A 23,789-nucleotide genomic window follows, 5' to 3' on the forward strand; every position below is an offset into this window, starting at 1 on the left:
GTCGACGGACATCCGGCGCCAACGTACCGGAATCCGGCATCGCCGGACAGGTCGAGCGGCGGCGCCTGTGGACAACGGAACCGCCACCCCGCCCCCACTTTCCGTACTCGAATGAACACGTTTCGTAGTAACGTGAGCTCCGTGCTGAATCCGACACCCCTGCGAGCCCTGCTCTGCGGCGCCCTCGTACTGCTGGCCGGCGGTTGCGCCTCCGGCCACGGGCACACGCCCGAGGAGCTCAGCGAGATGATCGCCGACACCGTGCGCGCCACCACCGGCGCCCCGGGCCTGGGCGTGCCCGACACCGCCTTCGACCCCGCGCGGTTCCTGTGCGACCCCGCCGTGGACTCCCCCGGCTCCGGGAGCTGGCGCACCGAGGCCCCGCGCGAGGAGGCCTCCCCGGACGAGCCGGTCGACCTCGGGCTGCTGCCCGCCGAGGACACCGGTACCGGCCCCGAGACCGTCACCGTGGCCGCCACCGTCGTCGGACCCGAGGGCGGCGCCACCACGGCCGAGGCCGACCTCGCCCCCGACGGCTGGACCCGCCTGGCCTACCCCGACGACTTCCGCGCCGACTCCGCGACGGGTGTGCACACGGTCGTGTGGACCGATGCCGACTCCGGCACGCCGCTGGCCTGCGACGGCTTCACCGTCGCGTGATCACGCGGATAGCGGCGCGAGAAAACCCCGTCTCCGGGTGAACCGGAACCGGCTCTCCCGGCGATGGAACTGATGGAACCCCGCCACAGGCGGGCCGACCGGCGCCGCCTCTCGGCGCCGGTTCTCAGACATCACGGGAAGGGGCCGAATGCTGCGCTCCCTCACAGCCGGGATCGTGCTGGCCTTCGCCGGAACACGGGCCAACGTCGCCCGCACCATCCTGTCCTGCGCCGGCATCGTCGTCGGTGTCGGCGCCCTCGTCCTGGTGGTCACCGCCGGCGACTTCGGCCAGCGCTTCGCGGTCGCCTACGGTGAGGCCAACGTCGGGCTGCCCGCGACGCTCCACGTGAGCGTGTGGTCGCCGATCGAGGACCGCGAGGCCTTCGAGGAGGACCTGCGCCGCGCGGGCGGCCAGGACATCTCCATCAACCAGTGGCCCTCCGAGACACCGGTCATCCGCTCCGGCGACAACGTCCTGCCCGACGTGGAGTTCCTTGGAGTGGACGTCGCGATGGGCGACATCCGGCGGATGAACATGGCGCAGGGCCGCTGGTTCACCGACGCCGACACCGAGTCGCTCGCCCCGGTCCTCGTCGTCAACGAGGACCTGGCCGACGCGCTGGGCGACATCACCGAGGTACAGATCGGCACCGGGCAGTGGCTGGACGCGCGCGTGGTCGGCGTCGTGGAGAGCACCGCGCTGGACTTCTCCTGGCAGAGCGCGTACCTGCTGCGCTCACCCGCCACCGAGGACATGCTGTTCAGCTCCACCGGCACCGACACCGAGACGACGTACCAAGTACGCATCGACCCGGACGACCCGGCGGCCCAGGACCCCACGGGCATGGCGTTCACCGAGCGGATGGCCTCGGCCTCCTGGCGCTGGAGCACGGACGAGCAGGCCAGCGTGGACGCCTGGCGCATGGACGAGACCGAACTGCTGCAGAGCGGCGTGCGCTACCTGTCCTGGGGGCTGGCGGGCATCGCCGTCATCACCCTCACGACCGGCCTGCTCGGCGTCCTCAACGTCGGGCTCGTCACCGTGCGCGAACGCCGCCGCGAACTCGCCACCTACCGGGCGCTGGGCGCCGACCGCCTGACGCTGTTCGTGGCCGTGGTCATGGAGGCGGTCGTGGTGTCACTGGTGGCCGGCGTCATCGCGGTCCTGGGCTGTTGGGCCCTGGTCCTGCTGGCCGGACGGATCGCGGAGGGCCTGGTGACACTGCCGGCCGGGGTCACGCTGAGCATGCCGGCGTCGGCCGTCCTCGTCGGGCTCGGCAGCGCGGCGTGCGTGGGAATGCTGGCCGGGATCATCCCCGCGATGCGGGCGCTGCGCGCCTCCGTCGTCGCCGGGCTGCGGGAATAGGAGAACTCGTGAAGAAGTGGATCATCACCGGAGTGGCGCTGGCCGCCCTCATCGGGCTCGTCGCCGCCGGATTCTTCCTCTTGCCGCGCCTGCTCGGCGGCGGCGCGGGCGAGGACATGGACCTCGGCCAGGGCGCCCTCGACGTGGGCGGCGTCCCCGTCGAGGTGGAGATGGGCTCCGTCGACTCCCTCATGGTGCTGGACGCCACCGTGCGCGCCGAGCCCGGTGAGGACGTCAAGGCCCGCAACGGGGGCACCGTCACCCGCGTGTGGGTGACCGACGGCTCCCTGGTGGACAACGGCGCCCCCCTCCTCAACGTGGCGGTGCCGGACGCGGACGCCGGCGGTGAGGAGGACGCGGACGGCGCGGAGGGCGCCGGAACCCGTGAGGTCAGCCTCTACGCGCCCACGGAGGGCCGCGTGTCGGGGCTGGGGGACCTCCAGGTCGGCGACGTCCTGGAGCCCGGCGCGGTGGCGGCCAACGTCGCCCCGGACGAGTTCCGGGCCGTGGCATCCGTCCCGGCCAACGACCTCTACCGGTTCTATGAGGACCCCCACGACATCCTGCTGGAGATCACCGAGGGTCCGCCCGCCGCCGAGTGCGAGTTCCTGTCGCTGGGCGCGGCCGAGGAGGGCGCCGCCCCGGGCGGCGGCGAGGAGGAAGAGGGCGGCGGCGGTGGCGGCGGCTCCGAGCTGTCCTGCCGCGTGCCCTCGGACCTGCGCGTCTTCGAGGGCGTCACCGGCAAGATGTCCGTCGCCACCGGCGGCGCGGAGAACGTCATGATCGTCCCGGTGACGGCGGTGCGCGGCACGAGCGAGAGCGGCGAGGTGATCGTGGTCGCCGACGACGGCACCGAGGAGGTCCGCGAGGTCGAGCTGGGCGTCTCCGACGGCAGCTCGGTCGAGGTCGTCTCCGGGCTGAGCGTGGGCGACCAGGTGCTCGACCCGATCCCGCTCGACCCCCGTTTCGACGTCCCCGGCGCCGTGGACCCCGAGGACGAGGAGTACATGGACGAGGAGTACATGGAGCTCGAAGGGGAGGTGCTGGAGTAGTGGCCGTCCCCGTCGGGGCCCCCGCCCCCGTACCCCCGCCGTCCGCGAGCGGGCCGCTGCTGCGGGTGGAGGGGCTCACCCGCCACTTCACCGTCTCCGGGACCCGGATCGACGTCCTGCACGACTGCACGTTCCAGGTCAGCCGCGGAGAGGTCGTGGCCATCGTCGGCCAGTCCGGTTCCGGCAAGTCCACGCTGCTGAACCTGCTCGGGCTGCTCGACCGGCCCAGTGGCGGGACCTACGAGTTCGACGGCGTGGACACCACCCGGCTGCGCGAGGGGCCCCGCTCCCGCCTGCGGGGCGAGGGCGTCGGCTTCGTGTTCCAGCAGTTCCACCTGTTGGAGCGCCGCACGGCACTGGCGAACGTGTGCGTGCCGATGGTGCTGGCCGGTGTGCCGCTGCTCAGCCGGCGGTCCCGCGCCCGCGAGCTGTTGGAGGCCGTGGGGCTGGGCCACCGGCTGCACTCGCAGCCGCACCAGCTCTCCGGCGGTGAGCAGCAGCGTGTGGCCCTGGCGCGCGCCCTGAGCCGGGAACCCGCCCTCATCCTCGCCGACGAGCCCACGGGCGCCCTGGACGCCACCAGCAGCACGATGATCATGGACCAGCTCCTGGAGCAGGCCCGCCGGCGCGACGCGGCGGTGGTCGTGGTGACCCACGACCCCAAGGTCGCCGCACGGGCCGACCACGTCGTGGAATTGGTCGAGGGCCGCACCCTCTGACGGAAAGGGCGGGCCGGACGAGTTCCGGCCCGCCCCTTGCGCCATTCGCCGAAATGGTCGGCACAACGAAAAACACCGGGTGGATTTCTCCACCCGGTGTTTCCTTGGTAGCGGGGACAGGATTTGAACCTGCGACCTCTGGGTTATGAGCCCAGCGAGCTACCGAACTGCTCCACCCCGCGTCGTGATCCCTATTCTAGGGCCTTTCGCCCTCGGTGGCAAATCGCTTTTCCGAAGAACGCGATTCCGGGATCCACCGGCGATCCGACCTTTCGGCCTGATCTTCACTCAGTCTAGCAGGGGCTCAACCCCCTTTAGACCGCTCCGGCACCGAAGCGCCGGGAAAAGCACCGGACCCGGAATTTCTCCCGGGTCCGTTCTTCGTAGCGGGGACAGGATTTGAACCTGCGACCTCTGGGTTATGAGCCCAGCGAGCTACCGAACTGCTCCACCCCGCGTCGTTGTGTTCTCAGAGTAGCGTGCCTGGGCGCGGAACCCAAATCGGCGCGGAGAGACCTGGCGCACGCGAACGGGGCGGGACCCGAAGGCCCCGCCCCGCCGAGTGAACGACCCCTGGGGGCGCTACTCGTTCATCGACTCCTCGATGGCCTCGAGGGCCTCGCGCAGGCGCTCGTCGGCCTCGTCCTGCGACTCCTGTGCGTCCTCCCAGGCCTCCACGGCCTCGTTGAGGGCGTCGGTGAGGTCCTGGTTCGGGGAGTCCTCTCCGGAGCCGCCCTCGGCCGGCTCCTCCTCGGAGGGCTCCTCCGCGGGCTCCTCGCCGTCCTCCTCCAGGGGCGCCTCGCCCTCCGCGAAGAGGTTGTTCAGGGCGTCCTGGAGGTTGCTGCCGATCGCGACCTCCTCACCGAAGCCGACCATGACCTGCTGCAGCAGCGGGAAGGAGGCGGCTCCGCCGCCACCCGCCTGCACGTACAGCGGCTCGACGTAGAGCAGCCCCTCCGCGAACGGCAGGGTCAGCAGGTTGCCCCGGGTCACCTCGGCGTTGGACTGCTCCAGCGGGAGCAGGACCTCGCGCACGTCGGCGTCCGAGTCGAAGGCGTTCTGCACCTGGCCCGGACCGAAGATCACCGTGCTGCGCGGCAGCTCCAGCAGCCGGAGCTGGCCGTAGTCGTCCGAGTTCGGGTTGCTGTCCACCGCCATGAACGCGGCGATGTTCTCACGGCCGCGCGGGACGAAGGTGCTCGTCAGCGAGAAGTTCGGGTCCTCCTCGCCCGGGAACCGGATCGTCTGCCGGTAGGGCGGCTCCGAGGTCTCGGTCTCGTTGGTGGGGTCGGTGGGCACGGACCAGAAGTCCTGACCGCCGTAGTAGGACGCGGCGTCCGTGACGTGGTACTCGCGCATGATCTCGCGCTGCACCTTGAACAGGTCGTCCGGGTACCGGACGTGGTCGAGGAGCTCGTCGCTCATCTCGTCCCGGTCGGTCATGATGCCCGGGAACGCGCCCATCCAGGTCTGGAGGACGGGGTCCTCCTCGTCCCACGCGTACAGGGTCACCGTGCCGTCATGGGCGTCGACGGTCGCCTTCACCGAGTTGCGGATGTAGTTGACCTCGTTGCCGGGCAGCGTGCCGACCTGCTGCGCCGTGCCGTCGGTGAAGGTGTCGGTCACCGCCTGGGTGAAGTCGATCCGGTTGGCGTACGGGTAGCCGTCGGACGTGGTGTAGGCGTCCACGATCCACACGACCTTGCCGTCGACCACGGCCGGGTACGGGCTGCTGTCGGTGGTGAGGAACGGAGCGACCTTCTCCACGCGGTCCACCGGATCGCGCTCGTAGATGATCCGCGAGTTGCTGGAGATCGCGCTGTTGAGCAGGATGTTCGGTTCCTGGTACTTGATGGCGTACAGCACCCGGTCGAAGAAGCTGCCCAGTTGGACGCCGCCGTCACCGGTGTAGTTGTTGTAGGCCTGCGAGGTGCTCGGATCGCCGCCCTCTCCGCCGTCCTCGGCGGGGGTCTCCTCCGCTGCCGGGGCCTCCTCGGCCGCGGGGTCCTGCTCGTTCTCGGAGTCGGCCGGAACCCGGGCCTCGTCGGCGGAGGGGCTGGGCGAGGCGTCCACCGCGTCGTCCAGCGTGGGCACGTCCTCGGTCTCGTCCTCGGCGTCGAGGGGGTAGTCGTACTCCTCCTCGGCCTCGACGATGACGTAGTCGGCGCCCTCGCGGCCGTAGTAGATCCGCGGCTCGTACTCGCCCACGACGTCGCTCAGCTCACCGCGCGGCGGGATGTTGTACTCCGTGAAGACCGGACGGCCCTCGGCGTCGATCAGGTTGCCGGCGGCGGCCACCATGCCGTAGCCGTGCGTGTAGATCAGGTGCCGGTTGAGCCAGTTGTCCTGGTCGTCGGGCGGACCGTCGAGCTCGCGGACGGCCACGATCGTGTCGATCAGGTTGCCGTTCTCGTCCGGGTAGCGGTCGACCTCCAGCACGTCCGGGAACTGGTAGAAACCACGGACCTGCTGCATCTGCTGGAAGGTCTGCGACACGACCGAGGGGTCGGCCAGACGGACGCTGGGGATGTCGTCGGCCGCGGCCGACAGCTCCTGCGGCGTCAGCTCCGTGGTGGCGTCGTAGGTCTCGACCTCGGCGCCGGCGATGTCGTACGCGTCGCGCGTGAACTCGATGTTGCGCTCGATGTACGGGCTCTCCAGGCGCTGCTCGTTCGGGCCGACCTGGAAGCGCTGGACGATCTCCGGGTAGGCCACGCCCACCAGCACCGCGGACAGCACCAGCAGTCCGAGGCTGGCCATGGGGACCATGGTGTTCTTGAAGTAGATGTTGGCGAAGAACAGCACCGCGCAGATCACGGAGATGACCGTGAGGATCACCAGGGCGGTCGAGACCGCGTTCACATCCGTGTAGGAGGCACCGAACGTGTAGCCGCGTTCGGAGAAGACCAGGCCGTAGCGGTCCAGCCAGTACGATCCGGCGCGCAGCAGCACGAAGATGCCGAGCAGCACCGACAGGTGCACCCGGGCCGCGGGAGTGGCGCGCTGGCCGGAGTCGTTCTGCAGGCGGACACCGCCGTACAGGTAGTGCACGATCACCGCGGCGATGAAGGCCAGGATCACGGCGGCGTAGAGGTAACCGAGGAGGATCCGCAGGAACGGGTAGGTGAACGCGAAGAACGCGATGTCCATCCCGAACTCGGGGTCGGCGGTACCGAAGTCCACGGAGTTGACGAACTGCAGGTAGGAGCGCCAGTCACCGCCGGCCGCCGCTCCGGCCAGCAGGGCGAGGGCTCCGACCGCGATCCAGAAGAAGAGCTTGCGGTGGGGGTCGATGGACTGCCGGTAGCGGTCCAGTCCCTGCTGCTCCAGGCTCATGGGCCGCACACCGGGGCGGGCCCGGTAGGCGAAGAAGATGCTGGCGCCGACGATGATGGCCATGACCAGGGCCGCGACGGCGAAGAGCAGGATTCGCGTCCACAGTTCCGTCATGAAGACCGTGGAGAATCCAACGGCGTTGAACCACTTGTAGTCGGTCCAGAAGTTCGCGGCGAACATCAACGCCGCGATGATGACGACCACGGTCGCCGCGACTGGCGCGAGCAACCTTGATCGGCGAGGCATACGCGCAGGTGGTGCGCCGGGCGATCGGAAGCTCACGCCTCCCCCTCGTTCTGGCTTGGTAGGTGCGTTCGGTGCGCGTGGGGCGCCTTCAACACTGAGAACTTATGCGGTGGCCGCCGGGTTCCCGAAATCACCCCGCACCCGGTGACAAGGCGGCATCGGTGGTGTATCAGAGGCGCATCCATCAGTCGGCTGACCATGTCTGCGACCCTACTGTCCGGGAACCGGAGCGGCGAGGTTCCCACATGGGTCACTATGGAAACGTGTCGAACATTCGCGAAGCCGTCATGGACCTCGAACGCCACGCAGCCGAACAGGGCTGGGACCGGCCGCTGGGGCTGTACGCCCTGGTGCCCACCGCCGACCTCCTGAAGGCGGAGCCGGCGCTGGCGAACCTGCTGGGGATCGACTCCCCCACCGACCCGGACGAACTGACCCCGGTGGAGCAGGACCCCCTGCCCCAGGACGTCCCGCTGGAGGAGGCGCTCGGGCGCATCCTGTGGCCGGAGGGCGTGGCCGGGTGCGCCCTGGTCATGGAGCGTCTGGCGGTGAAGGGCTCCGACGAGACCCTCGCCGCCGGGGAGGACCCCGCCGCCTCCGGTCGCGAGACCGAGGAGATCCGCATGGTGGCGGGCGTGATGCGGGACGGGTCGCGGCACTGCGCGATGCGCATGCGCAGCCACGACTCCGAGTCGGAGGTGCTCAACGGCGCCGATCTGATCCCGGCCCTGACCTCCGCGCTCGCACTGACCCTGGACCTGGAGGAGACCCCCGGGTCCTGACCCGGCTCACCGCTCGCAGCGGGGAAGCTCGCCCTCGCCGGTGCGGATGGTCTCCAGGGCGCCGACCGCGTCGGTGAGGGTCTCCACCCGCACCACCTCCAGGTCGTCGTAGGCGTCCGACTGGAAGACCTGGGAGCAGCTCTCGGCGGCGACGAGGAAGTAGTCGGCCCCGTCCCGCCGGGCGCTGACCATCTTCTGCGGGATCCCGCTGATGCCGCCGACCTGCCCGTCGGAGGTGATGGTGCCCGAGCCGGCGATGTTCGCGCCGCCGGTGAGGCTCTCCTCGGTGAGGCGGTCCATGATGCCGAGAGAGAACATCATGCCGGCGCTCGGTCCGCCGATGTCGCCGACGGAGATCTCCACCTCGAGCGGGAAGTCCATGTCGTCGGCGATGAGCACACCGACGGCCGCGCCGTTGTCGCCCTGGCGCGTCTCCATCTCCACGTCGACGGTCTCGCCGTCGCGCTCCAGGGTGAGCTCCACCGGTTCGCCCGGCTCGCGCGAGCTCACCCACTCCACGACCGCGGCACTGCCCACGAGCTCCTCGGGGTCGTCGCCGGTGGCGCTGGTGGGGACGGTGCGCCCGTCGACCGCGGTGATGACGTCGCCCGACTCGACGACGCCGTGCGCCGGCATGTCCTCGACGGTCTCCGCCACCTGCGGGACCGCCTCGTAGTCGATGTCGAGCTGGTTGAGCGCGGCGGCCGTCGCGTCGGTCTGCGAGTCGTTCATCTGCACCGACTGGCGCTCGCTGACCTCCTCCGGCGAACGGCCCGCCGGGAAGAGCAGCTCCTCCGGCAGGACCGCCTGCGTGGGCGAGAGCCAGGCGGTGACCAGGGTGAAGAAGTTGAGCCGGTGCTCCGGTCCGCCCGCGTACTGGACGGTGACCATGGAGAGCGCGCCCTCGTCGTGCTCGTAGCTGTCGGCGCCCTCGACGGTGATGACGGGTTCGCCCTGCAGCTCCCCCACGGTGTTGACCGTGACGCCGGGCGCGGCCACGAGGTAGGGCAGGGGCAGCAGCAGACCGGCGGCCCCGATCCCCACCAGGAGGACGAGCGCGACAACGAGGGTCATGACACGACGAACCATGATGCACACCTTATGGCCGTCGACGCCTCGGCCGGGCTCGCCCACCCCCGCTTCGCGCGCCGCCCACATCAGAGGGCCGCGAGCGCGCTCACGGCCCTCAGGGAACAGGGGGCGGGGGGCGTCCGGCCAGCGCGAGGCGGCCCCGGACGCCCTGGAGGGGCTAGGGCGCGCCGACCCACTCGTCGGCGCCGTCCTCGAAGGACTGGTGCTTCCAGATGGGCACCTGGGCCTTGAGGTCGTCGATGAGGCGGCGGCAGGCCTCGAAGGCCTCCTGGCGGTGCGCGGCCGCGGCGGCCACGACGACCGCCTTGTCACCGATCTCCAACCGGCCGACGCGGTGCACCGCGGCCATGCGCAGGACCGGGCGGCCCGGGACGGAGGTGTCGCTCAGCACCTTCTCCATGATGACGCGCAGCTGCGCCTCCACGGTGGGGTGCGCCGAGTAGGCGAGGCCGGCCACGTCCCGGCCGTGGTCGTGGTCGCGCACGGTCCCGATGAACACGGCGGTTCCGCCCGCCCGGTCGTCGGTCACGGCGTCGAGGACCTCGTCCACGGACAGCGGGGTCTCGCGTACGGCTGCAATGGTGATCTCTTCCACACCCTGACCGTATCAACCTGGGGTTCCCCCAAGCGAGGCCGCACGGGAACGACCGGCCTGGGCGGGCACCGGCGCGGCCGGGCCGCGGATCGGGCACGACCGGCCGGGCCGCGGATCGGCCCGATCCGCGGCCGGTCCCGGCTCAGCCGCCCTTGCGGCGGCGCAGGTGGCGGATGGCGGCGGCGGTCCCGATGGCGGCCGCCGCGGCGCCGGCCGCGCCCGCGGCGGTGATGGTGACCTCCTTGCGGCCGAGACTACGGCCCACGAGCGCGTGCTTGCCGCTCTTGGAGGCCATCAGCGCCTCCAGGGCCTCCTCGTTGCCGTAGCCCGGCTTCCACCCGGCCTCGCGCAGGGCGGCGCAGTCCACCACGCAGGGATAGACGAGGAACTTCAGCTCGCCCTCCGCCGCCGGGGTGATGCGGGCCTGGTGGAGGCGGCGGATCGCGCCGAAGGCCAGGTTCGCCGGGACCTCGAAGTGCTTCATCCCGGTGATGGCCTCGACGTCCTCCTGGGACAGCGAGCCCTCGCTGGCGACGGCGACCACGCCGTCGGGCCCGTGGACCCCGTGGATCGCGCAGAAGGCGAGCGCGCTGGTGAGGTCGTCCTCGTGGCAGAACTGCCAGTGCTGCCGGTGGCCCTTGACGGTGAGCAGGCGCGGCGCGGAGAAGTGGCGGCTGAACAGCGTGTCCAGGTCCGGCCCGACCAGCGGAGCGGGGCGCACGACGGTCACCGCGAGGCTGGGATGGGCCAGGCGGGCGCGTTCGGCCAGGGCCTCGACCTCGGCGAAGTCCCCCATCAGGCCCTCGCTGTTGTCCACCACGCGCGGGGCGTCCTCCGGCAGGGGCACGGGGGCGTCCGGCGAGGCGCCGTAGACCATGGTGCTGGTGACCAGGATGACCCGTGGGACGCCCGAGGCCGCCGCCGCGGTCAACACGGTCTGGGCCGCGCGGATGTTGTGCGCCCGCCGGTCGGCCGGGCGCGTGTCCGGCGAGCGGTCGTCGGCGGTGTGCACGAGGACGTCGACCCCGCCGAGCCGGGACACGAGCCCCGGATCGCACACGTCGGCGATCCGCCACGTGACCCCGCGCAGGTCGGCGAACTCGTCGTCGATGGCCACGATCTCCCGCGGAGCCGTGGAACCTTCCGGAGTGGCCAGGCGTTGCACGAGAAGCCGACCCACTCCGGAGGCGGCACCGGTGACCGCCACGACCACACCGCCTCCGTCGGAGGGGCTGTGCTCTGGGCGAACCTGGCTGCTTTCGGTATTCACTCCGGGCGACTCCCAGCTAACGTGACAGTGGAGACCAAACCTAATCCTGCCTGAGGTCTGATTGTGAGCGACCTGCCTTTCGGTTTCAGCATGCCGAACGATCCCGATGACGAGTCCGGACGCCGATCTGGCGACTCCGGCTCGGGTGCCGGCAGCGGCCGCCCGGGCGGGGGAGACTCCGGAGTGCCGGACGGATTCCCGTTCGGCGACCCGCAGCAGATGGCCAACATGCTGCGCCAGTTCGCCGACATGATGTCGGCGCAGCCGAGCCCCGGCGGCAGCGGCGGCGAGTCGCCGTCCTCCCCGTCCGGGATCAACTGGGACATGGCCAAGAACATCGCGCGACACACGGTGTCCCAGCACGGCGACCCGAGTATCCCGCCCCACGACTACGCCAAGGTCGAGGAAGCGCTGCGCCTCGCCGACCTGTGGCTCGACCAGGCTACCGACCTGCCGTCGGGCCTCCACACCGCACAGGCCTGGAGCCGGTCGGAGTGGATCGAGAAGACGATGGACTCCTGGGCGCAGCTGTGCGACCCGCTGACGTCCAAGACGGTCCAGGCCATGGGGCAGAACCTCCCCGAGGAGATGCAGTCCGTGGCCGGTCCGCTGCTGGGCATGGTCCAGCAGATGGGCGGCATGATGGTCGGCCAGCAGGCCGGCCAGGCCATCGGCGAACTGGCCCGCGAGGTGACCGGTACCACCGACATCGGTCTGCCGCTGGCCGGCGAGGGCAACGCGGCGCTGCTGCCGCCGGGCGTGGCCCGGTTCAGCGAGGGCCTGGAGATCCCCGACGACGAGGTGCGCCTGTACCTCGCGGCCCGCGAGGCGGCCGTCCACCGGCTGTACTCGCACGTGCCGTGGCTGCGCTCGCACGTGTCCCGGCTCGTGGAGGAGTACGCCGCGGGGATGTCGTTCGACGTCAGCGGTCTGGAGGACAAGCTCGGGGAGATCGATCTGACCAACCCCGAGGCGCTCCAGGAGGCGCTGTCCGGCGGCGTGGGCGGCGAGAGCCTGTTCCAGCCCGAGGACACCCCGCAGCAGAAGGCCGCCCTGGCCCGGCTGGAGACCGCCCTGGCACTGATCGAGGGCTGGGTGGCCACCGTGGTGACCGCCGCGGTGACCGACCGCCTGCCGCAGGCCAACGCGCTGGCGGAGACGACCCGGCGGCGTCGGGCCACCGGTGGGCCCGCCGAGCACACCTTCGCGGCGCTGGTCGGCCTGGAGCTGCGGCCGCGCCGTCTGCGGGAGGCCTCCGCGCTGTGGAGCGCGCTGGAGCGCGAGCGCGGGGTCGAGGGCCGTGACGCCGTGTGGCAGCACCCCGACCTGATGCCGACCGGTGCGGACCTGGACGACCCGGAGTCCTTCGTCAGCGGTGGCGAGTTCGGCGGCGCCGACTTCGACATCTCGTCGCTGACCGAGGACCGGCCCGGCGACAAGCCCGGGGACCGGCCCGACGACGACGGGGAGCCGGGCACCGACCGCGGAGGGGACGCCTGAGTGTCCCTGCACGCCGACGCCCGGGCGGTCCTGGGCTCCTGGACCGCGCCGGACGCCGCACAGGAGGAGCTGCGCCGCGCCTACCTCGCCCATCTGGACGAGCACGAGGACGCGATGTGGCGCACCTGCCGCCCCGGCCACGTGACGGCCAGCTCCGCGGTCATCTCCGCCGACGGCTCACGGGTGGCGCTCACCCTGCACCGCGCCCTGGGGATGTGGTTGCAGACCGGCGGGCACTGCGAGGCCGAGGACACGAGCCTGGCGGCCGCGGCCCTGCGCGAGGCGGAGGAGGAGACCGGCATCCGGGGGCTGGAACTGCTCCCGGGGCCGGTCTCTCTGGACAGCCACGCCGTGCCGTGCGGTGGTGGGAGCGTCCACTTCGACGTGCGGTACGCGGTGCTGGCACCGGCCGACGCGATCCTGGTGCGCGATCCCGACGAGTCCACCGACCTGGGCTGGTTCCCGGTGGACGCGGTGCCGGACCCGTCCGACGACGCCTGCCGTGACCTGGTCCGCCAGGCCGCGGCGGCCGTGGCCGCACACCGGGTCCGCGCGGGTCGGGGCGGGTAGGCCGTGTTTTTTGCGGCGTTCCGGGCTCGCGGCCGCCAGGACCGCCTCTCGCTGTGCCTCTGCGCTCGTGCAGCACCACCAGGCTGAACTTCGCACATCGTCTTGCGGGAGACGACCTGACGACCGCGAGCTCACCCGAAGCCTTCAGAAAAACACGGCCTAGGAACCGGTCGGCCCGCGGCGGTCAGCCCGTGATGTCGATCGTGGACCCACCGAACAGGTCCGCGTCCTCCATGACGATCTCGGCCGGCCGGGCCGAGGAGGCGACCTCGTACACGTTGATGTAGGACCTGGTCTGGCCCAGCTCCAGGTCACCGCCGACCGGCAGGTCGTTGAGCGCCATGGCCCCGCGGGTGGCCTCGCTGTGCGGGGCGGCCACCCCTCCATCGGTGTCCACGAGGTCGAATCCCCCGACCCCGACGGTGGTCGGGGAGCGGGTCGTGTTCTTGACCGTCAGGTGCACGACGACGAACTGCCCGTCGGGAGTGAGGGGGCCGTCCCTGCCCTCCAGCCGCTCGATCCCGGTGCCCACCGACGTGACCGTGGCGCGGAAGGTGGTGACGCTGTCGGTGGCCGACATCGGCGTGAACTCCCCGCCGGTCATGCCGACGCGCTGTTCGGCGACGGGCGGCGCGTCGTGCGCCGGAGGCTTGTCGCGGATCTCCCGCACGAGCAGCACGACGGTCAACAGGAGCAGGACAAGTCCGCAGACCATCATCATCCGGACCGGCAGCGGCGACCGCTGCGGTGTCCTGGGGTCGGTGGCGACGGTCAGCTCCCCCGGAGATCGGTGTCGGCGCCTTCGAGCGCGCCGTCCAGCGCGATCTCGCCTTCGTCGAGCCGGTCGTCGGCGTCCTCGCCGCCGTGGCCGCACGGTTCGGTGCGGGTGGCGGCGCTGTACCCCTCGAGGTAGCCTCGGGCGCGGTCGGCCTTGGGGTACCGGTGCACCAGGGCCCAGAAGGCGCGGCCGTGGTCGGCGTGGAACAGGTGCGCGAGTTCGTGGATGAGCACGTAGTCGACCACCCAGGCCGGCATCCCCGTGAGCCGGCGGGAGATGCGGATGGTACGGGTGTCGGGGGTGCACGAGCCCCAGCGGGTGTTCTGGTTGTCCACCCAGCGGACGCTGTCGGGCAGCTCCGTGCCGCCGAGGTAGCGTCGGGCGAGTTCGACGGCGCGCTCGTGCAGTTCGGTGTCGCCGGAGTGACGGCCGCCCTCACGGGCTTCGAGCCGTTGCAGCATCCGTCCCACCCAGCGCTTTTCCTCAGCGCGGGAGAACGTGGCGGGCACGAGGACGACCGTGGTGTCCCCGTCCCTGTAAGCCGACACCGTGCGCCGGCGGCGAGGACTGCGTCGTACCTCGATTTTGGTGTTCGAGAGCACAAACTTTACGGTAGCCGAGCGGAGGGCTTTCGCACAGATGTCCGGCGCCGGGTATGTCATGCCTTTCACCGGTTGCATGAGCGGCGCTCCGTGACCGGGAATCCCTGCCCCGTCGGCCATTCGCCTCTGACCAGCGCCGTCACGAGCGCGTGAGGCAGGCCACACGACGGTGTTCGGCAGCTCCTATTACACCATACGGTTATGAAAGAGAGACCGGACGGTGACCCCCGAAGGGAGTCCCGCCCGGTCTCGGGCACCGGCCCCTCAGGCCCGGTCGACACGATCACGCCTCAACAGAGGCGGGACCACGCTATCTCCATGAGTCCTTCTTCCAGGCGACGCTCCGCACGCTGGCGCGCGCGCAGCTGACGCGCTCCGAGCCTGCGTTCCTCGCGTTCGCGGGATTCCAGGGAGCGGTCGCCGTCGTTGGTCATGCGGATCAGTTCCTGCAGCATCATCGTGGTCCTTCGGCGGGTGTGAGTGGTTCTGGGGGGAACGGGGGTCAGGCCGCGACCGGCGCGGGGTTCTTCCGGGGACGACCGCGCGGGCGCTTGCGCGCCACGACCTGGCCGGCGACGAGCAGCTGCCCGCCCCACACGCCCCACGGCTCCTTGCGGTCCAGCGCGTCCGCCAGGCACTGCTCACGCACGGGGCAGGCTCCGCAGACGGCCTTGGCCGCCTCGACGTCCGCGGGGGCCTCGGCGAAGAACAGGTCGGGCTCGGTACGGCAGGGAACATCGGTGTCGCCCAACCAGGGCGTCTCCAGGACCGACGCAAGCATCGGTGCCCTCCAAGATCTTTGATCGTTTCGTACAACGCGGTCGGTGCTGTCATTCACCGGAACCGGTCCGGTGAGGGACCTGGACTTGCGATGCCGCCGGCCTCTCCCGCGTCCCTGGAGGACGGAGAACGGACGGAGATACAAAGAAAGCCGCGGCCCCTGATTCGGGGTCCGCGGCCACGGGTCGAAACTCTCGGCCTGTCCTGCTCTAGGCCGGAATCCTCCGTGGACACTCCCCCGGTGCGCCATAACGGCGCGGGGTAGCTTCAGCTTCAGCGTGATCCGCCAGGGGCTTGCCGATGAGGGCGAAGCCGCGGTCAGCGGACACACCACTGCCATTGCCGGTGCCGAAGAGAGCGAACGGGACGTCCTGCTGCTCTCGCAGAGAGCCCAGGTGTCCGCGCCCACCGTTGACGCCGGTGGCGTTGGTGATGGTGCCGACCCAAGCGGTGGCGTCCGCGCGACCGCACATGGCGGTGCCCGTCTCAGCGGTCAGGGACCGCAGACGCGACGGCATGATGAAGCCGGTGGTCAACGAGATGTTCGTCATCAGATCAGGCACCTCCTTCGGGTCGGGCGACAGGGTCTTGCACCTGTGCCAGTGGTGTTCATGGCGACGATGTACACACTATGGGTTCGTCGCGAAAATCAGCAACCTATTTTTGACCTGCGAAAACGTCCGCATCCGGCCACGAGTTCCCGGGAATCTTCCAAGGCCGGCGAGTGTTGCCGCGCGGCCGGTCAGCTCCAGCCCTCGGCGTCGATCACGCGGATCATCCCCTCCTGCACGACCGAGCACACGAGCTCGCCGTCGCGGGTGTAGACCAGCCCCCGCGCCAGGCCGCGCGCCCCCTGGGCGCTGGGCGTCTCCTGCGCGTAGAGCAGCCACTCGTCGGCGCGGAACGGGCGGTGGAACCACATCGCGTGGTCGAGGCTGGCCATGGAGATGCCGGCGAACGAGCGGCCGTGCCGCAGCAGGACGGTGTCGAGCAGCGTCATGTCCGAGGCGTAGGTCATCAGGCACACCTGGAGGAGCCGGTCGTCGGGCAGTTTCCCGTCGACCTTGAGCCACACCGGGTTGGTGGCGGTGCGCAGCCGCGGGTCCCGCTCGGCCTCGAAGGAGAGCGGACCCGTGGGGCGCAGCTCGATCGGGTGCCAGGTGACGAACCCGGGCAGCTTGCCGAACGCCTCCTGGAGCCGCTCGCGCGTGCTCGGGAGGTCCTCGGGCGGCGGCACGTCGGGCATGGGGGTCTGGTGGTCCAGACCCGGCTCCTCCTTGTGGAAGGACGCCGACAGGGTGAATATCGGCTTGCCGTGCTGGACCGCCACCACCCGTCTGGTGGTGAACGAGCGGCCGTCGCGGACCCGGTCGACCTCGTAGACGATCGGGACCGACGGGTCGCCGGGCCGGATGAAGTAGGCGTGCAGGGAGTGGACGTAGCGGTCCTCCGGCGCGGTGCGTCCCGCCGCGACCAGCGCCTGGCCGGCGACCAGTCCGCCGAACACCCGCTGGGGGCCCTCCTCCGGGCTCGACCCGCGGAAGATGTTGACCTCGATGCGCTCCAGGTCCAGCACTGCGAGCAGGTCCTCCAGGGACTGGCCCCGATCCTGCCCCTCGGCGATCTCACTCATCCGTCGACTCCTCCACGTCCGCTCCGGGCGCCGCGCCGTCCGCGACGACGTCGGCCGCCTCCGCACCCGAGACCAGCGCGAGCACCGCCTCACCGTAGCGGTCCAGCTTCACGGCCCCGACCCCGGACACCGCCGACAGCTGGGCGACGCTGCTCGGCTCCTGCTCGGCGATGGCCTGGAGGGTGGCGTCGGTGAAGATCACGTACGCGGGCACCTTCTGCTCCTGTGCGCTGGCGCGCCGCCAGTCGCGCAGCCGCTCCAACAGCGCCTCATCGTAACTGGAGGGGCAGTCCAGGCAGCGGCCCAGCTTGCGCTCGGCCGCGTCGGACAGGGTGGTCCCGCAGACGCGGCACCGGCTCACGCCGCACTTGCGCCGCTCGGTGCGGCGGGAGGCGGTGGAGGGTGACGCCGGGCGCAGGCCGTCCAGGAAGCGGGAGGGCTTGCGGGTGCGGCGCCCGCCCGGGGACCGGGCCAGCGACCAGGACATGGACAGGCTCTCGCGCGCCCGGGTGACCCCGACGTAGAAGAGGCGGCGCTCCTCCTCCACCTGTTCGTCGGTCTCGGCGTAGATGATCGGCATCATGCCCTCGGTGAGGCCGACCAGGAAGACCGCGTCCCACTCCAGGCCCTTGGCCGAGTGCAGGGAGGCGATGGTCACGCCCTCGAAGCCGGGCGCGTGCTCGGTGGCCATGCGGGTGTCGAGCTCGTCGACGAAGTCGGCCATGGTGGCCCTCCCGCCGCGGGTCCCCGCGGTGGCGGCCATGTCCTCGGCGAGCTGGGCCAGCGCGGAGAGCGACTCCCACCGCTCACGGGCCTGGCGGCCCTCGGGGGCGGTCTCGGTCAGCCCGAGCGGGCCCAGGAGCTGGCGGACGGTGGACACCAGGGGCTCGGCCTCCTCCCCCGCCACCTCGTGCCGGGCGCCGCGCAGGGTGTGGACGGCCTTCTTGATCTCGGGGCGCTCGAAGAAGCGCGCGGTGCCGCGCACGGTGAACGGCACGCCCTCGTCGGACAGCGCCTGCTCGTAGGCGGCCGACTGGGAGTTGGTGCGCAGCAGCACCGCGATCTCGCCGGCGGGGGTACCGCCCTCCAGCATCACGGCGATCTGACGGGCGACCCCGGTGGCCTCGGCGGGCTCGTCCTCGTACTCCTTGTACATGGGGTCGGGGCCGTCGGGGCGCTGGGCCCGCAGGGTCAGGTGCTTGGCGGAGGTGGTGCCGCGGGCCTGGGCGATGACGTGGTTGGCCACCCGCACGACCTGGGGGGTGGAGCGGTAGTCGCGCACGAGCTCCACCACGGTGGCGTGGGGGTAGCGGGCCCCGAAGCCGGTGAGGTAGCCCGGCGTGGCGCCGGCGAAGGAGTAGATGGTCTGGCTGGGGTCGCCCACCACGCACAGGTCGTCGCGGTCGCCGAGCCAGGCGTCCAGCAGCAGCTTCTGGAGCGGGTTGACGTCCTGGAACTCGTCGACGACGAAGTAGCGGTACTGGTCGCGGACGCGCTGGGCGATCGCGGGGTACTCCGTGATCATGCCCGCGGTGAGTTCGAGCATGGACTCGAAGTCGAGCAGGTTGTGCTCGCGGCGCAGTTCCTCGTAGGCCTCGAAGACCCGGGCGACCTCGGCGGCGGGCAGCGGCGTCTGGCGGCCCTGCTTGGTGGTGGTGCGCTCGTAGTCGGTGGGGCGCACCTGGGTGACCTTGGCCCACTCGATCTCGCTCGCGAGGTCGCGCAGGCCGGTGCGGTCCGGCTGGACGCCGACCGAGTTGGCCGCGCGCGCGACCGCCTGGATCTTGCTCTCGATGAGGGTGGGCTGCGGTCCGCCGACCACCTGCGGCCAGAAGAAGGAGAGCTGGCGCAGCGCGGCCGAGTGGAAGGTGCGGGCCTGGACCCTGGGTGCTCCCAGCCCGCGCAGCCTGCCGCGCATCTCCCCCGCGGCCCGCGCGGTGAAGGTCACGGCCAGGATCTGCTGCTCGGAGACGACGCCGCTCGCGACCGCGTGGGCGATCCGGTGCGTGATCGCGCGTGTCTTGCCCGTGCCCGCTCCGGCGAGGATGCACACGGGGCCGCGCAGTGCGCGCGCCGCCTGGGTCTGCTCCGGGTCCAGTCCCTCCAGGACGCGGTCGGGGTCCATGCTGCTCCTGTGTGGTCGGGGCGTGTCGGTCGGGGGATCGGCGTGGTCGTCGGCGCACGAGGCCGGGTGGGCGGATGCCAGTCTCTCAAGTATCGGGCGTCACGGGGAACGGACCTGACCACCGGCCGAACCTGTGGACGAACCTTTGGCACTCGGTAATACAGAACCAGTCGGGCCTGTGACGCGTCCCACGGGGTGTCTCGCGGTCACGGGAAGCGCTACGGGCCACGTGGTGTTGACATGTGGGACCGACTGATGACCACGACCGCGAGACAGGACGACGTGAGCGAGATGACGACGACGGCCACCGAACGATTCACGATGTACACCACCCCTTGGTGCGGCTACTGCAAGAGGCTGAAGAGCCAGCTGGCCCGCGAGGGGATCACCGTAAGCGAGGTGAACATCGAGGAGGACCCGGAGTCCGCGGAGTACGTGATGAAGGTCAACGGAGGGAACCAAACGGTTCCCACGGTGGTCTTCTCTGACGGAGCGGCGATGACCAACCCGTCGCTCGCTCAGGTGAAGAAGAAGCTGGCCGAGTTGGCGTAGGACGGAACTCGGGCCTCCCGAGCACCCAGGTGCGACGGAGGCCCCCAGGCCGCGGCGGGACCGCGGCCGCGCACCCCCGACGCCCGCCCGGCCGGCGCACAGGACGATCACGACGGGGAGTGTTGAGTTGGGGGACGACATGAGGTCTCATGACATGGCGGTCGCCGGCGGGGCGGACGTCGGCGTGGTCCGGCGCACGCCGACCGGCTGGCGTGTCGGCGGCGGGCACGAGGTCCCCGACCTGGTGAGCGCGATGGTCCTGGCGGACCTGCTGACCAGCGAGGCCGGGGTACCGCAGCCGCGCGCGCAGGCCCCCGGACGCGCACCCGAGGACGCCTCCGAGGTGGAGCGGCTGCGGCACACCATCGCGCAGCTGGAGCACGCGCTGCACTCGCGCGTGGTCGTGGAACAGGCGATCGGGGTCCTGGCCGAGCGGCACACGATGGCCCCGAGAGAGGCCTTCGAGCGGCTGCGCTCGTCCGCCCGCTCCCGCGGACGCAAGGTGGCCGACCTGGCGCGGGACGTGGTGGAGAGCAGCACCAGTCCGTTGACGGTGCTGCCCGACGAGCTCAACGGCACGGCCGCGCCGAACTAGCCCTCCCGTCGCCCACCACCGTGCCCGGGGGACGGTCGGGGCGGGCACCCTCCCTCAACGGACGCCTCCGGCGCGACACCCACCACCCGTCGCCCACCACCGTGCCCGGGGGACGGTCGGGGCGGGCACCCTCCCTCAACGGACGCCTCCGGCGCGACACCCACCACCCGTCTCCCACGACCCGACTCCCATCACCGGCCCCGCGGGACTCCCCTGGTCACCAGCCGCCGGGGAGTTCCCCGCCGTACCAGTGCTCGATGAGGGTCCGGGCGATGGAGACACGACCGGGGAGCACGACCTCCTCGGACCGGAGCGCGTCGCTGAGCTCGGAGCGGGTGAACCAGCGCGTCACGCCGATCTCGTCGTCGGTGCGCTCGGTCTCGCCGACGGCGCGGGCGGTGTAGCCCATCATCAGGCTGCGCGGGAACGGCCAGGGCTGGGAGGACAGGTACTTGGGCTCGGTCACCACCACGCCCGCCTCCTCGGCGACCTCGCGGACCACGGCCTGCTCCAGCGACTCGCCCGCGTCCACGAAGCCGGCCAGGACGGAGAAGCGGCGGGCGTCCCACTTGGCGCTGTTGCCCAGGAGCATCTCCTCGCGGCCGTCGCGCTCGCGGTGCACCAGCATGATCACGGCCGGGTCCATCCGGGGGTACTGCTCGGTGCCCTCCTCCTCGCACACGCGCACGTGTCCGGCCGCCGCCATGGTGGTGCGGGCGCCGCAACGAGGGCAGAACCCGTGCGTGGCGTTCCAGTTGGCGAGCGCGATCGCCCGGGTGAGCAGGCCGGTGTCGCGGTCGCTCAGGACCGCGCCGACCTCCCGCAGGGAGGCGGGCTCGGCGCCCGGGGCCGAGGCGAGTTCCGTGGCGGCGCGCACCGCGAAGTAGGCCCGCCCGTCCTCCACGCCGAGCAGGTAGCGCTCGCCCTCCGGTGCCTGGCGGGGATCGGTGAGGACCAGCTCCGGCCGCTCACCGGTGCGGACCAGCGCCCGGGACTGCTTGGCCATGAGCGCCTGCCACCCGTGGTGACCGGGATCACCGCCCTCCAGGACGAGGACGTGCGAGGCGGGGTCCGCCCACGCCTTGTCCAGCCAGGCGTCGTCGAGACGACGGTGGCCCGCCAGATCGATGGTGGAGCGGGAGAGTGCGGGGATCGCGTCGGCGTCCATGGAACCTTCCAGAACTCGGGCGGCCGGTACCGGCCAGGCCTTACGTCTACAGGACTAACACCGAAGGGCACCGTTCGCATGCCCGAGCGGGTTCAGGAGCGGGCGGCCTGGTCCGCGAGTTCCCGCCACAGGTGGGCGGCGCTCTCGGCGCCCTTGAGCAGAAGGGGGATCTCGACCTTCTCGTTCGGCGCGTGGATGCGGTCCTCGTCCAGTCCGACGGCCACGAACACCAGCGGCGCTCCGAGGGCGTCGGCGATGTCGGCCTCGGGGCCGCTGCCGCCCTCGCGGGTGTAGAGCACGCGGGTGCCGAACGCGCGCTCCATGGCCGAGCGGGCCGCCTTGACCGCGCCCGAGGACAGGTCGGAGGCGCAGGCGCGCACTCCGGGGCCGCCGAACTCCAGCTCGGCGCGCAGGCCGGGCGGGGTGTTGGCCTCGACGTAGGCGCGCACGCGGTCCTGCACGTGCAGCGGCTCCTGTCCGGGGACCAGTCGGAAGCTGACCTTGGCGTGAGCGGACCGGGGCACGATCGTCTTGCCGCCGGCGCCGGTGTGGCCGCCCCACATGCCGTTGATCTCGGCGGTCGGCCGCAGCCAGACGCGCTCCAGGGTGCTGTAGCCGGCCTCGCCCCAGGTGGCGGTGGAGGCGGCGGTCCCGAGCCACTCCCGCTCGTCGAAGGGCAGCTCCGCGATGAGTGCGCGCTCCTCCGCGCCCGCCTCGACCACCCCGTCGTAGAAGCCGGGGACGGCGACCCGGTTGTCCGCGTCGTGCAGCCCGGACAGCAGGTCGCTCATGGCCTTGAGCGGGTTGGGGACGGCACCGCCGAAGGAGCCGCTGTGCAGGTCCATCGTGGGGCCGAAGAGGCTGATCTCGACGTCGGTGACACCGCGCATGCCCACGCACATGGAGGGGGTGTCGGCGGCCCACATGGTGGTGTCGGAGATGACGGCCACGTCGCAGTCCAGGCGGTCGCGCCGGTCGCGCAGCAGTTCGGCGAAGTGGACGGAGCCGGACTCCTCCTCGCCCTCGACCAGCAGCTTGACGGTGACGGGCGGGGCGTCGGCGCCGGAGGCGGCCAGGGCGGCGCGCACGCCGAGCGCGTGGAAGAGGACCTGGCCCTTGTCGTCCGAGGCGCCGCGCGCGTACAGGGAGGTGCCGATCTCGGTCGGTACGAAGGGCTCGGTGCGCCATTCCCCGACGGGGTCGACCGGCTGGACGTCGTGGTGCCCGTAGACGAGGACGGTGGGCGCGTCCGGATCGGCGGCGGGCCACTCGGCGAACACGGCGGGCAGGCCCGGGGTCTCCCAGACCTCGACCGTGGGGAAGCCGGTGACGGTGAGGTGGTCGGCCAGCCACCGGGCCGACCGGCGCACGTCGCCGTGGCGCTCGGGGTCGGCGGAGATCGAGGGGATCTCCAACCAGGCCTTGAGGGAGGAGAGGAACTCCTCCCGGTGGTCCTCGATGTAGGCGCGCGCGTCCATCTACCGTCCTCGTCTAGACGTTCTTGTCGGATCCGAGACTAGAACCTGGACGAACCACCACAGACCCCGACCCGACCCCGGGGGTGCGCGGCGCACGGGGGCGCGGATCGACGAGGAACCGTTTCGGCTGCGGGAGACTCGAATGTGCACGGGACGGGAAACGCCCGCCCGACGACGAGAGGAACCCCCGTGGCATCTGCTCCCTCCGCCCCCATCGCCGAACGGTTCGGCCGGCTCTTCGACACGCTGGACTCCGACAACGACGCGTCGATCACCTGGGACGACTACAAGCGCCTGGTCGACCGGTACGTCAGGGGCTACTCGCTGGACGAGAACGACCGCCGTATGCAGGCGATCCAGACCTCGTACCACATGCTGTGGCTGGAGCTGCTCCGGCACTCGTCGGCGTTCCAGCCGCGCCTGGACCGGGAGACGTTCGTCGGCGCCCTGCACGCCGCCTCGGAGGACCGGAGCCGGTTCAACGTGACCGAGGGCGTGGCCGAGGCCGCCTTCGACCTCCTGGACGCCGACGACGACGGCACGATCAGCGAGTCCGAGTACGTCGAGTACGCGGAGGTCCTGGGCGTGGCCGTCGACACGGCGTGGGACCGGTTCAAGGCCCTGGACACCGACGGGGACGGGTTCATCAGCCGCGAGGAGTTCGTCCTGTCGGCGCGGGAGTTCCTCTTCGGCGACGACAAGGACTCCGCCGGCGGGTTCGTCTTCGGCATGATCTGATCCCACCCGTCGCCCACCACCGCCCGGGGGCGCCGCGCGAGGGACGGGCCACCCTCAACCGACGCCTCCGGCCCAGCACCCCCCACCCGTCGCCCACCACCGCCCGGGGGCGCTGCGCGAGGGACGGGCCACCCTCAACCGACGCCTCCGGC

The 23,789-nt window shown here is 71.3% G+C and carries 23 protein-coding genes and 2 tRNA genes; 10 read left to right on the forward strand and 15 right to left on the reverse strand.

What is annotated here, in order from left to right; translation table 11 throughout:
* Nucleotides 1-141 precede the first annotated feature (141 nt).
* The 4 genes from DFP74_RS04935 (at nucleotide 142) to DFP74_RS04950 (ending at nucleotide 3,797) form a co-directional block, all read left to right on the forward strand.
* On the forward strand, nucleotides 142-660 hold the full coding sequence (locus tag DFP74_RS04935) for a hypothetical protein (protein WP_121188034.1): 519 nt from the start codon (nucleotides 142-144) through the stop codon (nucleotides 658-660).
* Between the two features lie 148 nt (nucleotides 661-808).
* The gene (locus tag DFP74_RS04940) at nucleotides 809-2,026 is read left to right on the forward strand and encodes an ABC transporter permease (RefSeq protein ID WP_121180620.1); all 1,218 of its coding nucleotides are present in this window, start codon (nucleotides 809-811) and stop codon (nucleotides 2,024-2,026) included.
* 8 nt (nucleotides 2,027-2,034) lie between these two features.
* Entirely contained in the window at nucleotides 2,035-3,078 is a 1,044-nt protein-coding gene (locus DFP74_RS04945; protein WP_121180621.1) for a peptidase M23, read from the forward strand.
* Nucleotides 3,078-3,797 (forward strand): ABC transporter ATP-binding protein, encoded by a 720-nt coding sequence (locus DFP74_RS04950; RefSeq protein ID WP_121180622.1) that lies wholly within the window; start codon nucleotides 3,078-3,080, stop codon nucleotides 3,795-3,797. Before DFP74_RS04945 ends, DFP74_RS04950 begins: the two co-directional genes overlap by 1 nt.
* 105 nt (nucleotides 3,798-3,902) lie before the next feature.
* Here the strand turns inward: DFP74_RS04950 and DFP74_RS04955 are convergent.
* From DFP74_RS04955 to DFP74_RS04965, 3 genes are all read right to left on the reverse strand, one after another.
* Nucleotides 3,903-3,979 (reverse strand) — tRNA-Met (locus tag DFP74_RS04955).
* Between the two features lie 202 nt (nucleotides 3,980-4,181).
* Nucleotides 4,182-4,255 (reverse strand) — tRNA-Met (locus tag DFP74_RS04960).
* 124 nt (nucleotides 4,256-4,379) lie between these two features.
* A complete protein-coding gene (locus tag DFP74_RS04965) occupies nucleotides 4,380-7,337 on the reverse strand; it encodes a UPF0182 family protein (protein ID WP_121180623.1) in 2,958 nt (985 codons plus the stop codon).
* A 305-nt stretch (nucleotides 7,338-7,642) separates the two neighbouring features.
* On the opposite strand from DFP74_RS04965, the gene DFP74_RS04970 reads away from it, so the two are divergent.
* Nucleotides 7,643-8,161, forward strand: coding sequence for a PPA1309 family protein (locus DFP74_RS04970; RefSeq protein WP_233570807.1), 519 nt, complete (start codon nucleotides 7,643-7,645; stop codon nucleotides 8,159-8,161).
* Between the two features lie 6 nt (nucleotides 8,162-8,167).
* Here DFP74_RS04970 and DFP74_RS04975 read toward each other — a convergent pair whose 3' ends face one another.
* The 3 genes from DFP74_RS04975 to DFP74_RS04985 all read right to left on the reverse strand — a co-directional run bounded on the left by DFP74_RS04975 (nucleotide 8,168) and on the right by DFP74_RS04985 (nucleotide 11,061).
* The gene (locus DFP74_RS04975) at nucleotides 8,168-9,235 is read right to left on the reverse strand and encodes a PDZ domain-containing protein (RefSeq protein WP_121180625.1); all 1,068 of its coding nucleotides are present in this window, start codon (nucleotides 9,233-9,235) and stop codon (nucleotides 8,168-8,170) included.
* 175 nt (nucleotides 9,236-9,410) lie between these two features.
* On the reverse strand, nucleotides 9,411-9,848 hold the full coding sequence (locus DFP74_RS04980) for a molybdenum cofactor biosynthesis protein MoaE (protein WP_121180626.1): 438 nt from the start codon (nucleotides 9,846-9,848) through the stop codon (nucleotides 9,411-9,413).
* A 142-nt stretch (nucleotides 9,849-9,990) separates the two neighbouring features.
* Nucleotides 9,991-11,061, reverse strand: coding sequence for an NAD-dependent epimerase/dehydratase family protein (locus tag DFP74_RS04985; protein WP_121180627.1), 1,071 nt, complete (start codon nucleotides 11,059-11,061; stop codon nucleotides 9,991-9,993).
* A 120-nt stretch (nucleotides 11,062-11,181) separates the two neighbouring features.
* Here DFP74_RS04985 and DFP74_RS04990 point away from each other — a divergent pair, with 120 nt between their 5' ends.
* Entirely contained in the window at nucleotides 11,182-12,618 is a 1,437-nt protein-coding gene (locus tag DFP74_RS04990) for a zinc-dependent metalloprotease (protein ID WP_121180628.1), read from the forward strand.
* Nucleotides 12,619-13,188 (forward strand): NUDIX domain-containing protein, encoded by a 570-nt coding sequence (locus DFP74_RS04995; protein WP_121180629.1) that lies wholly within the window; start codon nucleotides 12,619-12,621, stop codon nucleotides 13,186-13,188.
* Between the two features lie 184 nt (nucleotides 13,189-13,372).
* Here DFP74_RS04995 and DFP74_RS05000 read toward each other — a convergent pair whose 3' ends face one another.
* The 7 genes from DFP74_RS05000 to DFP74_RS05025 all read right to left on the reverse strand — a co-directional run bounded on the left by DFP74_RS05000 (nucleotide 13,373) and on the right by DFP74_RS05025 (nucleotide 19,106).
* Nucleotides 13,373-13,903 (reverse strand): DUF4352 domain-containing protein, encoded by a 531-nt coding sequence (locus tag DFP74_RS05000; protein WP_158612965.1) that lies wholly within the window; start codon nucleotides 13,901-13,903, stop codon nucleotides 13,373-13,375.
* A gap of 56 nt (nucleotides 13,904-13,959) precedes the next feature.
* A complete protein-coding gene (locus tag DFP74_RS05005; RefSeq protein WP_121180631.1) occupies nucleotides 13,960-14,568 on the reverse strand; it encodes a M48 family metallopeptidase in 609 nt (202 codons plus the stop codon).
* 290 nt (nucleotides 14,569-14,858) lie between these two features.
* Nucleotides 14,859-15,023: a hypothetical protein gene (locus DFP74_RS33775; RefSeq protein ID WP_199725482.1), complete on the reverse strand. Its 165-nt coding sequence runs from the start codon at nucleotides 15,021-15,023 to the stop codon at nucleotides 14,859-14,861.
* 47 nt (nucleotides 15,024-15,070) lie between these two features.
* Nucleotides 15,071-15,349 (reverse strand): WhiB family transcriptional regulator, encoded by a 279-nt coding sequence (locus DFP74_RS05010; protein ID WP_121180632.1) that lies wholly within the window; start codon nucleotides 15,347-15,349, stop codon nucleotides 15,071-15,073.
* Between the two features lie 208 nt (nucleotides 15,350-15,557).
* The gene (locus DFP74_RS05015; protein WP_121180633.1) at nucleotides 15,558-15,899 is read right to left on the reverse strand and encodes a hypothetical protein; all 342 of its coding nucleotides are present in this window, start codon (nucleotides 15,897-15,899) and stop codon (nucleotides 15,558-15,560) included.
* A 191-nt stretch (nucleotides 15,900-16,090) separates the two neighbouring features.
* Entirely contained in the window at nucleotides 16,091-16,981 is an 891-nt protein-coding gene (gene tesB, locus DFP74_RS05020; protein WP_121180634.1) for an acyl-CoA thioesterase II, read from the reverse strand.
* Nucleotides 16,974-19,106: an ATP-dependent DNA helicase UvrD2 gene (locus tag DFP74_RS05025; RefSeq protein ID WP_121180635.1), complete on the reverse strand. Its 2,133-nt coding sequence runs from the start codon at nucleotides 19,104-19,106 to the stop codon at nucleotides 16,974-16,976. Before DFP74_RS05025 ends, tesB begins: the two co-directional genes overlap by 8 nt.
* 291 nt (nucleotides 19,107-19,397) lie before the next feature.
* On the opposite strand from DFP74_RS05025, the gene DFP74_RS05030 reads away from it, so the two are divergent.
* Nucleotides 19,398-19,658 (forward strand): mycoredoxin, encoded by a 261-nt coding sequence (locus DFP74_RS05030; protein ID WP_121188035.1) that lies wholly within the window; start codon nucleotides 19,398-19,400, stop codon nucleotides 19,656-19,658.
* Nucleotides 19,659-19,797: 139 nt separating this feature from the next.
* The gene (locus DFP74_RS05035) at nucleotides 19,798-20,253 is read left to right on the forward strand and encodes an ANTAR domain-containing protein (RefSeq protein ID WP_121180636.1); all 456 of its coding nucleotides are present in this window, start codon (nucleotides 19,798-19,800) and stop codon (nucleotides 20,251-20,253) included.
* A gap of 217 nt (nucleotides 20,254-20,470) precedes the next feature.
* Here DFP74_RS05035 and nudC read toward each other — a convergent pair whose 3' ends face one another.
* Nucleotides 20,471-21,421, reverse strand: coding sequence for an NAD(+) diphosphatase (nudC, locus tag DFP74_RS05040; protein ID WP_121180637.1), 951 nt, complete (start codon nucleotides 21,419-21,421; stop codon nucleotides 20,471-20,473).
* Nucleotides 21,422-21,513: 92 nt separating this feature from the next.
* On the reverse strand, nucleotides 21,514-22,899 hold the full coding sequence (locus tag DFP74_RS05045; protein WP_121180638.1) for a dipeptidase: 1,386 nt from the start codon (nucleotides 22,897-22,899) through the stop codon (nucleotides 21,514-21,516).
* A gap of 189 nt (nucleotides 22,900-23,088) precedes the next feature.
* On the opposite strand from DFP74_RS05045, the gene DFP74_RS05050 reads away from it, so the two are divergent.
* Complete coding sequence (locus DFP74_RS05050; RefSeq protein WP_121180639.1) at nucleotides 23,089-23,637, forward strand: EF-hand domain-containing protein; 549 nt, start codon at nucleotides 23,089-23,091, stop codon at nucleotides 23,635-23,637.
* Nucleotides 23,638-23,789 lie beyond the last annotated feature (152 nt).

The organism is Nocardiopsis sp. Huas11 (genome assembly GCF_003634495.1).
In the GTDB taxonomy this organism is placed as follows: domain Bacteria; phylum Actinomycetota; class Actinomycetes; order Streptosporangiales; family Streptosporangiaceae; genus Nocardiopsis.

What these genes read in the sequence shown, in the direction of transcription:
- nudC (WP_121180637.1), bottom strand. Translation starts at nt 21,421, where the DNA reads ATGGACGCCGACGCGATCCCCGCACTCTCCCGCTCCACCATCGATCTG.
- DFP74_RS05030 (WP_121188035.1), top strand. Translation starts at nt 19,398, where the DNA reads ATGACGACGACGGCCACCGAACGATTCACGATGTACACCACCCCTTGG.
- DFP74_RS05045 (WP_121180638.1), bottom strand. Translation starts at nt 22,899, where the DNA reads ATGGACGCGCGCGCCTACATCGAGGACCACCGGGAGGAGTTCCTCTCC.
- DFP74_RS04975 (WP_121180625.1), bottom strand. Translation starts at nt 9,235, where the DNA reads ATGACCCTCGTTGTCGCGCTCGTCCTCCTGGTGGGGATCGGGGCCGCC.
- DFP74_RS05035 (WP_121180636.1), top strand. Translation starts at nt 19,798, where the DNA reads ATGAGGTCTCATGACATGGCGGTCGCCGGCGGGGCGGACGTCGGCGTG.
- DFP74_RS05010 (WP_121180632.1), bottom strand. Translation starts at nt 15,349, where the DNA reads ATGCTTGCGTCGGTCCTGGAGACGCCCTGGTTGGGCGACACCGATGTT.
- DFP74_RS05025 (WP_121180635.1), bottom strand. Translation starts at nt 19,106, where the DNA reads ATGGACCCCGACCGCGTCCTGGAGGGACTGGACCCGGAGCAGACCCAG.
- DFP74_RS33775 (WP_199725482.1), bottom strand. Translation starts at nt 15,023, where the DNA reads ATGCTGCAGGAACTGATCCGCATGACCAACGACGGCGACCGCTCCCTG.
- DFP74_RS04940 (WP_121180620.1), top strand. Translation starts at nt 809, where the DNA reads ATGCTGCGCTCCCTCACAGCCGGGATCGTGCTGGCCTTCGCCGGAACA.
- tesB (WP_121180634.1), bottom strand. Translation starts at nt 16,981, where the DNA reads ATGAGTGAGATCGCCGAGGGGCAGGATCGGGGCCAGTCCCTGGAGGAC.
- DFP74_RS05000 (WP_158612965.1), bottom strand. Translation starts at nt 13,903, where the DNA reads ATGGTCTGCGGACTTGTCCTGCTCCTGTTGACCGTCGTGCTGCTCGTG.
- DFP74_RS05015 (WP_121180633.1), bottom strand. Translation starts at nt 15,899, where the DNA reads ATGACGAACATCTCGTTGACCACCGGCTTCATCATGCCGTCGCGTCTG.